The organism is Candidatus Alcyoniella australis (genome assembly GCA_030765605.1).
Lineage (GTDB): Bacteria > Lernaellota > Lernaellaia > JAVCCG01 > Alcyoniellaceae > Alcyoniella > Alcyoniella australis.
In genome coordinates, this window is record JAVCCG010000064.1 from 39,376 (window position 1) to 48,232 (window position 8,857).

Sequence of the window (8,857 nt, forward strand, 5' to 3'; positions counted from 1 at the left end):
CTCAGATCTCCTCCACGGCCAACAGATGGATCACTTTTTTGACCATGCCGCGGATGATCGGCGTATTGGAGTGAATCACACTCTGGTTCAGCCGGCGCAGGCCCAGGGCGACCAGAATATCTTTCTGCTTCTGCTGGCGTCCGATGCCGGACTTGAGCAGCGTAATTTTGAGCTTATCAGCCATCAGCGACCTCCGGTTGCCCCGCCCTGACCGGCCAAGTCTTCTACAGTCTTGCCCAGCCGTTCGGCGTACTCCTCGGGGGTGACCAACTGCTTGAGCCCGGCGACCGTGGCCTTGATCACGTTGTGCGGATTGCGCGATCCCAGGCACTTGGTCAGTACGTTCTGGATGCCGGCCGACTCGCACACGGCGCGCACGGCGCCGCCGGCGATCACACCGGTTCCCTCGATGGCCGGCTTGAGCAGCACGCGCCCCGAGCCCGAACGCCCGATCACCCCGTGGATGATCGTGCCCCTGCTCATCGGGACCTCGAACAGGCTCTTCTTGGCCTTCTCGATCCCTTTGCGGATCGCCTCGGGGACCTCGTTGGCCTTGCCCATTCCGGCGCCCACGCGCCCCTTGCCGTCACCGACCACAACCAGCGCCGAGAAGGAGAAGCGACGGCCGCCCTTGACGACCTTGGCCACGCGGTTGATATTCACCACGCGATCGACCAGTTCGCTTTCCTCTTGGACTGTGCTCATTCTATTTCTTGAATTGCCGGTTTCCATCAGAACTCCAGTCCTTTGCCGCGGGCCGCCTCGGCCAGGGCCTTGATGCGGCCGTGGTAGAGGAATCCGTTGCGGTCGAAGACCACGCTCTTGATTCCCTTGTTCAGCAGCTGCTGCGCAATCATCTCGCCGATGATCTTGGCGTTGCCTACCTTGCCTCCTTCTTCACCGGCACTGTAACTCTTGCCGGTGGTCGAGGCTGCGGAAAGCGTAACCATATTCACATCGTCGATCACCTGGGCATAGATGTGACGAGCGCTTTTGAACACGCACAAACGCGGCCGCTCGGGACTACCGCGCACCTTGCGGCGCACTCTCGCCCGACGAATCTTCCTGGCCGCGTGTCTTGATTTGTTAACTGACACCTCGAATCCTCCTCGGGATCAGGCTCCGGCCTTGCCAACCTTGCGGCGGATCTGTTCATTCGCGTACTTGACGCCTTTGACCTTGTAAGGGTCGGGGATCTTGACGCGTCTTATATCCGCGGCCACCTGGCCCACCTTCTGCTTGTCGATCCCCACGACCTTAATCCGGACGTTTTTCTCAACGCTGACCTGTACATCGTCGGGGATCGGAACGTGTACCGGGTGGCTGTACCCTACGTTCATTACAATCTCTTTACCCACGACCTCGGCGCGGTAACCCACGCCCATAACCTCGAGGTCGCAGTTGAATCCCGTGGATACTCCCAAAATCATGTTCGCGACGAGGCTGCGGTTGAGTCCCCACAGCGCGCGTTGCACGCGGTCGTTCTCTTTTTTGCAAGAGACAACCACGCCCTCGTCGACGATCGTGATCGAGATTCCCGGGTTGACCTGATGCGACAGGTTACCCTTGGGGCCCGTAACGTCGACATTGTTGCCGTCGAGCTTGACCTGAACCCCGTCCGGGATTTTGATCGGCAGTTTTCCGATGCGGCTCATCGTTGTCTCCAAATCGCTTTACGCGCCTCTAGTAAACGGTGCAAAGCACCTCGCCGCCGACGCCTTGGGCACGCGCACTTTTATCCGACATCAAGCCCTGGGGCGTAGAGATCACCGCTACTCCCAGGCCGTCGAGGACCTTGGGAATCGTATCCTTGGACACGTAGCGCCTCAGCCCGGGCTTGCTCGCCCGCTTAATGCACTTGATAACGTGCTCGCCTTCCTCGTCATAGCGCAGCACCACCTTGAGAATCCCCTGGCGGCTGTCCTCCAGAAAACGGAAACTCTTGATGTAGCCCTCCTGCTTGAGAATCTCGGCGATGCGGATCTTGAGTTTGCTGGACGGGATCTCGCACGCTTCGTGCCGCGCCTTTCCCGCATTGCGAATGCGGGTCAGCATGTCGGCTACTGGATCGGTCATCACCATTACTTACAGACCTCCGGTTACCAGCTGGACTTGGTCACGCCGGGCAGTTCGCCCTGCAAAGCCAGCGTACGCAGGCAGATACGACACATATCGAAACGCCGATAGTAGGCTCGCGGACGCCCGCACAACGGACAGCGGTTGTACTCGCGGACCTTGAACTTGTTCGCCTTCGCAGCCTTAATCCTCAGAGCCTTGCGTGCCACGTTTCCCTCGCGTTCAGTTGGACTTGTTACGGAAAGGCATGCCCATCGCGGCCAACAGGGCATGGCCCTCTTCGTCGTTTTTGGCCGAGGTGCAGATCGTGATGTTCATCCCGCGAATCTTGTCGATCTTGTCGTAGACGATCTCGGGGAAGATGATCTGCTCCTGGATGCCCAATGTATAGTTGCCGCGACCGTCGAACGCCTTGTCCGGGACTCCCTTGAAGTCGCGAACGCGCGGCAGTGCGACCGCAAACAGCCGGTCGAGGAACTCGAACATCCGGGCGCCGCGCAACGTCACCATGCAGCCGATCGGCATTCCCTCGCGCAGCTTGAACTGAGCCACCGACTTCTTGGCTTTGGTGATCACCGGCCGCTGGCCCGTAATCTGCTTGAGCTCGTCGGCCGCGCTATCGAGAACCTTGATGTTCTCGATAGCCTCTCCCAGGCCCATGTTGAGAACTACCTTCTCGAGCCTGGGAGCCTGCTCGAAGTTGGTGAAGTTGAAGCGCTTTACCAGCGTATCAACAGCCTTTTCCTTGTACATCGTCTTCAGACGCGGTTCCATTTTCGGCCTCGCCTTACTTGTCAATCTTTTCGTTACAACGTTTACAAATCCGCACCTTGCGACCGTCGTTGAGGAACGTGTAACCGACGCGGGTCGGCTGATCGCACGCCGGGCAGACCAACATCACATTGCTGATGTGGACCGCGCCCTCGCGCTCGATGATTCCCCCCTGGCGGTTGGTACGGCTGGGACGCGAATGACGCTTGATGAAGTTCAAACGCTCCACCAGCACTCGTTCCTTATCGGGCATCACCCGCAGCACCTTGCCGCGCTTGGTCTTGGCGGCGCGGCTGCCGCGCTCTTTGCCCGCAACGATCATCACAACGTCTTTGTTTCTGATCTTGAACGATTTACGTTCGGCTATTGTTTTCTTGGCCATCGGTGTTTCTCCAGCCCTACAGCACTTCGGGCGCCAGGGAGATGATCTTCATAAAGCGCTTGGCCCGCAGTTCCCTGGCGACCGGGCCGAAAATGCGCGTGCCGATCGGCTCTTTGACGTTGTTGATCAGCACCGCGCTGTTCTCGTCGAAACGAATGTAGGAGCCGTCGGGGCGGCCGACGTTCTTGGCCACGCGTACGATCACGGCTCTAACCACGTCGCCCTTCTTGACCTTAGCGCCGGGGATCGCCTCTTTAACCGAGACGACGATGATATCGCCCAGCGTGGCGTAACGGCGCTTGGAGCCGCCGAGCACCTTGATGCACTGGACTTTCTTCGCCCCCGAATTGTCGGCCACACTGAGCCTGGTCTGCATTTGGATCATTGCGGTCTCCGATTACTGAGCGCGTTCAATGACGCTCGATACGCGCCAGCGTTTGTCCTTGCTCAACGGCCGGGACTCGATCAGGCTCACGCGGTCTCCCACGCGGCATGTGTTCGTCTCGTCGTGCGCTTTGACTTTTTTCCGGCGGCGGACGTACTTGCCGTAGAGGGCGTGCTTGGTCAACCTCGAGGTCTGGACCACCACGGTCTTGTCCATCTTGTCCGACGTGACGACGCCGACGATCGTCTTGCGTTTCCCGCGTTGGCTATTCATCCCTGTTCTCCGTAGGCTCCAGCTCGCCCAATAGGCACTTGACCCGAGCGATGTCCTTGCGTACGCCCTTCATCCGCGCTGTATTCTCCAGCTGTCCGGTGAAATACTGGAAGCGCAGGTTGAAGTACTCGCTCTTGAGGTCCTCTTCCTTCTGCCGCAGTTCGTCATCGGACAGCGCACGCAGCTCACTGGGCTTCATAGAACCCCTCCCGCGTAACGAATCGAGTCTTCAGGGGCAGCTTGTGGGCGGCCAGGCGGAAGGCCTCGCGCGCCGTCTCCTCGTTGACCCCTTCCATCTCGTATAAAATCTTGCCGGGTCGGATGACCGCCACCCAGTACTCGGGCGAGCCCTTGCCCTTGCCCATCCGGGTCTCGGCCGGTTTTTTGGTCAGCGGCTTGTCCGGGAAAATGCGGATCCAGATCCGTCCGCCGCGCTTGATGAAACGAGTCATCGCCACGCGCGCGGCCTCGATCTGACGCGCGGACAGAAAACCGCAATCAATCGCCTTGAGACCGTAGGCGCCGAAGTTCAGATCCGTGCCGCCCTTGGCCTGACCGGGCATCCGGCCTTTCTGCACCTTGCGATGTTTTACTTTCTTCGGACTAAGCATGGGGCAGCGCCCCCCCCTTGGTGGCTACGTCGCCGTTGTAGATCCAGACCTTGATGCCGATCACACCGTAGGTCGTCTTGGCGCGGAAAAAGCCGTAGTCGATGTCGGCGCGCAGGGTATGCAGCGGAACGCGTCCCTCGCGGTACCACTCGCGGCGGGACATCTCGGTCCCACCCAGGCGGCCGGCGCAGGCAACGCGCACGCCCTTGGCGCCCATCTTCATCGCCTGGGTCACCGCGCGCTTCATCGCCCTACGGAAGGCGATGCGCCGCACCAGCTGGCTGCCGACGTTCTCGGCCACAAGCTGCGCGTCGGTCTCTGCCCGCCGCACCTCGCGAATCTTGACGTTCAACGGCAGGTCGGTCATCGCCTGTAGGCGCTTGCCCAGCAGGTCGACTTCGGACCCCTTCTTGCCGATGATGATGCCGGGACGCGCCGTGTAAATGATCACGTCGATCTTGCCCGAGTGGCGTTCGATCTCGATCCTGCTGACCGCCGCGTTCTCCAGCTTCTGCTTTAAATAGCGCCGAAGCTTGAGATCCTCGTGCAGGAACTTACGGTACTGGTCCCTCTCGGCGAACCAGCGCGAGTTCCAGTCCTTGATCACTCCCAAGCGGAAGCCGGTCGGATGTGTCTTCTGGCCCAAGGTTACCCTCCAGCGCTACGCCGTGCGTTCATCGAGAACCACGGTGATGTGACAGGTACGCTTGTTAATCCGATTGCCGCGCCCCATTGCCCGCGCGCGAAAGCGCTTGAGCGTCGGGCCCTCGTCGACCATTACGGTCTTGACGAAGAGGTTGTCCACGTCGACTCCCTCGCGCTGCCTTGCGTTGGACAGCGCCGAGTTGAGCACCTTATTCAACGCCCGGGCAGCGGACTTGTTGGTGAACGACAACGTGTTGCGCGCCTGTTCCACGTCCTTGCCCCGTATCAGCCGCGCTACGTCTCGGCCCTTGCGGGCTGAGAAACGGATGAAGCGGCCTCTGGACCTGATATCCACGTCTTCGCTCCTACTTGCTCTTACGGTCGCCGGCGTGACCGTGGAACATCCGAGTAGGCGAGAATTCGCCCAGCTTGTGACCGACCATGTTCTCGGTCACGAATACCGGCACGAATTTCTTGCCGTTGTGCACTGCAAAGGTGAAACCGACAAACTCCGGCAAGATCGTGCTGCGGCGCGACCAAGTACGGATCACCCTGCGTTCGCCGCTGTCGCCCATCCGCTGGACCTTCTCCAGCAGATGATTGTCAACGAAAGGTCCCTTCTTTACCGATCGGGGCATCTGTGCTCCCCCTTAGGCCTTGCGCCGTCTAACGATGTATTTGTCCGACGCGTGATTCTTGCGCGTACGGTGACCCTTGGTCGGGACGCCCCACGGTGTGACCGGATGGCGTCCGCCCTTGGTACGCCCCTCGCCGCCGCCGTGAGGATGATCGACCGGGTTGCGCGCTGTTCCGCGGGTCAGCGGCCTGACCCCCAGCCAGCGCGAGCGTCCGGCCTTGCCCCAGGTGATGTTCTCGTGGTCAGTGTTGCCGACCTGGCCGATCGTGGCGCAGCAGCTCTCGGGGAAGCGTCGTTGCTCACCCGATGGCAGCTTGAGCAGCACCATGCCGCCCTCCTTGGCCACGATCTGCGCATAGTTGCCAGCCGAGCGCGCGATCTGTCCGCCCTTGCCCGGTTTCATCTCGACGTTGTGCACCCAAGTGCCAGCCGGGATGTCGGCCATCGGCAGGGCGTTGCCCGGCTTGATGTCCGATTCGGGTCCCGCGGTTACCACGTCGCCGACGTTGAGTTTGTTCGGCGCCAGGATGTAGCGCTTCTCGCCGTCGACGTAGTGCAGCAGCGCGATGCGGCACGAACGATTCGGGTCGTACTCGATCGTCGCGACCTTGGCCGGCACGTTGAGCTTGTTTCGTTTGAAGTCGATCACGCGATACTGCCGCTTGTGACCTCCACCGCGGTGACGCGAGGTGATCCGGCCGTGGCAGTTGCGGCCGCCGGACTTGGTCAGCGGTGTGCACAGCGGCGCGTGCGGAGTAGTGCTGGTGATCTCCTCGAAGGTCGAGCAGGTTTGGAAGCGTCGTCCCGGACTGGTCGGCTTGTATTTCTTGATGGCCATCCTACGCTCCCTCGAAGAAATCGATGGTCTCGCCCGCGGCGAGCTTGACCAGCGCCTTCTTCCACGTCTTGCGCTTGCCCATATTCCGGCCGACTCGCTTGGTCTTGCCGTTGATCACCATCGTCTGGACATCGACGACCGTGACGTTGAACAACTCCTCGACCGCTTTGCGGATCTCGACCTTGTTCGCGTCGCGCATGACCTCGAAGACGAACTGATTGGCGCTGTCCTTGGCCAAATTGGTCTTCTCGGTGATCACCGGACGCCGGATTACCTGGTATCCCTCTCTCATTTCCGGCACCTCCCCGAAATAACTTCGGCCGCGGCCGAAGTCATCACCAGGGTCGAATGGTCCAGCAGATCGTAGACGTTCAGCGCGTCGACGTGCATCACCTTGAACCCGCGCAGATTACGTGCGCCCAGCTCGAGGTTGTCCTCGCGTTGATCGAGCACCAACAGCCCCTCGCTTACTCCCAGGCCTTTCATCAGCTCGATAAAGCCCTTGGTCTTGGGCTCGTCGAGCTTAAGCTGATCGACCAGCAGCAGCTTATCCTCGGCCGCCTTCATCGACAGCGCCGAGCGCAGTGCGGCGACGCGGACCTTCTTATTGACCTTGCGTTCGAAGGAACGCGGCTTGGGTCCGAACTGAGCCGGGCCGCCGCGACGTACGTTGGTGCGCAATGCGCCCATCCGCGCGCGGCCGGTGCCCTTCTGGCGGTAGATCTTGCTCTTGGCGCCGTTGACTTCCGAGCGGTTCTTGGTGCAGGCGGTCCCGGCCCTCACGGCCGCGAGCTGCGCCACAACCACCTCGTGCAACAGATGCTGTTTGACCTCCGCGCCGAACACCGTGTCGTCGAGCTCTATTTTCTCGACCGGTTTGCGGCTCGAGTCGACAACATCGACTTTCATGTCGCATCTCCCTTGTGATCCTTGACCGCCGACTGGATCGAGACCAGACCGTTGCGGCCACCCGGAGCCGGGCCGTTGATGAACAGCAGGTTCTTTTCGGCGTCGATGGAAAACACGCGGACCATCGGCACCGTGGAGCGCTTGTTGCCCAGCTGACCGGGCATCTTGCGTCCCTTGACCACGCGGCTGGGCCACGCTGAGTTGCCGATCGATCCCGGCGGACGCTTGTTGTGCGAGCCGTGAGTCATCGGTCCACGGTGGAAGTGATGCCGCTTGATCGTTCCAGCGAATCCCTTGCCCTTGCTCGTGCCGATGATGTCCAGCAGCTGGCCGGGCTTGAACTGCTCGACCGTGAGCTCCTGACCGGACGTAAAGGCGCTGGGATCGTCCACGCGGAACTCGCGCAGCACGCGATAGGCCGTTTTCGACCCGTTGCCCTTGAAGTGTCCGGACAGCGGCTTATTGGTCTTCTTCAGATCGAGCGGCTCGAATCCGACCTGGATCGCATCGTAGCCGTCCTTGTCAGCGACCTTGACCTGGATCACGACGCAGGGACCGGCCTCGATTACGGTCAGGCCGTGGCACTGCCCCTTGTCGTCGTAGCTCTGGGTCATGCCCAGTTTTCGTCCTAGGATTCCAACCATTGCCGCGCTCCTCAGATCAGCTTGATATCGACGCTCACGCCGGCGGCGAGCTCGAGCTTACCCATGGCGTCCATTGTCGCCTGGTTGGTCTCGAAGATCTCGATCAGCCTTTTGTGAGTCCGAATTTCAAACTGTTCACGGCTCTTCTTGTCAATGTGGGGTGAGCGCAGTACGCAGAACTTCTCGATCCGCGTGGGCAGGGGAATCGGTCCCGAAACCCTGGCGCCCGTACGCTTGGCAGCCTCGGCTATCTCTTGAGCCGACTTGTCAAGCAACTTGTGATCGTAAGCCTTGAGGCGAATGCGAATTCGCTGATTCTCCATCTGCCCTGACGCTCCTGTCTGTTAATTAGGCCTTGATCTTGGTGATGACGCCGGCGCCCACTGTGCGGCCGCCCTCGCGGATCGCGAAACGCAGGCCTTCTTCCATCGCAATCGGCGTGATCAACTTGACGTCGACCTCTGTATTCTCGCCCGGCATTACCATCTCGACGCCTTCCTTCAGCGTCACCACGCCCGTAACGTCGGTGGTGCGGAAGTAAAACTGCGGACGGTAACCATTGAAAAACGGAGTGTGACGACCACCCTCCTCTTTGCTCAATACGTAAACCTCGGAGCTGAACTCCGTATGCGGCGTGATCGAACCGGGCTTGGCCAATACCTGGCCGCGCTCGATATCGTCGCGCT

Annotated in this window: 21 protein-coding genes; all 21 read right to left on the minus strand. The window is 60.5% G+C overall.

The window, feature by feature from the left end; genetic code table 11:
* Position 1 precedes the first annotated feature (1 nt).
* Positions 2–184, minus strand: coding sequence for a 50S ribosomal protein L30 (gene rpmD, locus P9M14_07245; protein ID MDP8255524.1), 183 nt, complete (start codon positions 182–184; stop codon positions 2–4).
* Complete coding sequence (rpsE, locus tag P9M14_07250) at positions 184–705, minus strand: 30S ribosomal protein S5 (protein ID MDP8255525.1); 522 nt, start codon at positions 703–705, stop codon at positions 184–186. Before rpsE ends, rpmD begins: the two co-directional genes overlap by 1 nt.
* Before the next feature lie 26 nt (positions 706–731).
* Positions 732–1,097 carry a 50S ribosomal protein L18 gene (gene rplR / locus P9M14_07255; GenBank protein ID MDP8255526.1) on the minus strand — a complete coding sequence of 122 codons (366 nt, stop codon included), beginning with the start codon at positions 1,095–1,097 and terminating at the stop codon, positions 732–734.
* A gap of 18 nt (positions 1,098–1,115) precedes the next feature.
* Complete coding sequence (gene rplF, locus P9M14_07260; protein ID MDP8255527.1) at positions 1,116–1,655, minus strand: 50S ribosomal protein L6; 540 nt, start codon at positions 1,653–1,655, stop codon at positions 1,116–1,118.
* A 28-nt stretch (positions 1,656–1,683) separates the two neighbouring features.
* Positions 1,684–2,082 (minus strand): 30S ribosomal protein S8, encoded by a 399-nt coding sequence (gene rpsH, locus P9M14_07265; protein MDP8255528.1) that lies wholly within the window; start codon positions 2,080–2,082, stop codon positions 1,684–1,686.
* A 17-nt stretch (positions 2,083–2,099) separates the two neighbouring features.
* Positions 2,100–2,285 carry a type Z 30S ribosomal protein S14 gene (locus P9M14_07270; GenBank protein ID MDP8255529.1) on the minus strand — a complete coding sequence of 62 codons (186 nt, stop codon included), beginning with the start codon at positions 2,283–2,285 and terminating at the stop codon, positions 2,100–2,102.
* A gap of 13 nt (positions 2,286–2,298) precedes the next feature.
* Positions 2,299–2,850, minus strand: coding sequence for a 50S ribosomal protein L5 (gene rplE / locus P9M14_07275; protein MDP8255530.1), 552 nt, complete (start codon positions 2,848–2,850; stop codon positions 2,299–2,301).
* Positions 2,851–2,863: 13 nt separating this feature from the next.
* Positions 2,864–3,229, minus strand: coding sequence for a 50S ribosomal protein L24 (gene rplX, locus P9M14_07280; protein ID MDP8255531.1), 366 nt, complete (start codon positions 3,227–3,229; stop codon positions 2,864–2,866).
* 16 nt (positions 3,230–3,245) lie between these two features.
* Complete coding sequence (gene rplN, locus P9M14_07285; protein ID MDP8255532.1) at positions 3,246–3,614, minus strand: 50S ribosomal protein L14; 369 nt, start codon at positions 3,612–3,614, stop codon at positions 3,246–3,248.
* Between the two features lie 12 nt (positions 3,615–3,626).
* On the minus strand, positions 3,627–3,887 hold the full coding sequence (rpsQ, locus tag P9M14_07290) for a 30S ribosomal protein S17 (protein ID MDP8255533.1): 261 nt from the start codon (positions 3,885–3,887) through the stop codon (positions 3,627–3,629).
* A complete protein-coding gene (gene rpmC / locus P9M14_07295; GenBank protein ID MDP8255534.1) occupies positions 3,880–4,086 on the minus strand; it encodes a 50S ribosomal protein L29 in 207 nt (68 codons plus the stop codon). Before rpmC ends, rpsQ begins: the two co-directional genes overlap by 8 nt.
* Entirely contained in the window at positions 4,073–4,498 is a 426-nt protein-coding gene (gene rplP, locus P9M14_07300; protein MDP8255535.1) for a 50S ribosomal protein L16, read from the minus strand. Before rplP ends, rpmC begins: the two co-directional genes overlap by 14 nt.
* Positions 4,491–5,144: a 30S ribosomal protein S3 gene (gene rpsC / locus P9M14_07305; GenBank protein MDP8255536.1), complete on the minus strand. Its 654-nt coding sequence runs from the start codon at positions 5,142–5,144 to the stop codon at positions 4,491–4,493. The genes rplP and rpsC overlap by 8 nt, the downstream gene beginning before the upstream one ends.
* A gap of 15 nt (positions 5,145–5,159) precedes the next feature.
* Positions 5,160–5,498, minus strand: a complete 339-nt coding sequence (gene rplV / locus P9M14_07310) for a 50S ribosomal protein L22 (GenBank protein ID MDP8255537.1) — start codon at positions 5,496–5,498, stop codon at positions 5,160–5,162.
* 10 nt (positions 5,499–5,508) lie between these two features.
* Positions 5,509–5,781, minus strand: coding sequence for a 30S ribosomal protein S19 (gene rpsS, locus P9M14_07315; protein MDP8255538.1), 273 nt, complete (start codon positions 5,779–5,781; stop codon positions 5,509–5,511).
* 12 nt (positions 5,782–5,793) lie between these two features.
* Entirely contained in the window at positions 5,794–6,618 is an 825-nt protein-coding gene (gene rplB, locus P9M14_07320) for a 50S ribosomal protein L2 (protein ID MDP8255539.1), read from the minus strand.
* Position 6,619: 1 nt separating this feature from the next.
* Positions 6,620–6,910 carry a 50S ribosomal protein L23 gene (locus P9M14_07325; GenBank protein ID MDP8255540.1) on the minus strand — a complete coding sequence of 97 codons (291 nt, stop codon included), beginning with the start codon at positions 6,908–6,910 and terminating at the stop codon, positions 6,620–6,622.
* Positions 6,907–7,527, minus strand: coding sequence for a 50S ribosomal protein L4 (gene rplD / locus P9M14_07330; protein MDP8255541.1), 621 nt, complete (start codon positions 7,525–7,527; stop codon positions 6,907–6,909). Before rplD ends, P9M14_07325 begins: the two co-directional genes overlap by 4 nt.
* Positions 7,524–8,171: a 50S ribosomal protein L3 gene (gene rplC, locus P9M14_07335; GenBank protein ID MDP8255542.1), complete on the minus strand. Its 648-nt coding sequence runs from the start codon at positions 8,169–8,171 to the stop codon at positions 7,524–7,526. The genes rplD and rplC overlap by 4 nt, the downstream gene beginning before the upstream one ends.
* A gap of 11 nt (positions 8,172–8,182) precedes the next feature.
* Positions 8,183–8,494 carry a 30S ribosomal protein S10 gene (gene rpsJ, locus P9M14_07340; protein ID MDP8255543.1) on the minus strand — a complete coding sequence of 104 codons (312 nt, stop codon included), beginning with the start codon at positions 8,492–8,494 and terminating at the stop codon, positions 8,183–8,185.
* 25 nt (positions 8,495–8,519) lie between these two features.
* Positions 8,520–8,857, minus strand: a 338-nt coding sequence (gene tuf / locus P9M14_07345; protein MDP8255544.1) for an elongation factor Tu, incomplete at its 5' end; no start/stop codon positions are given.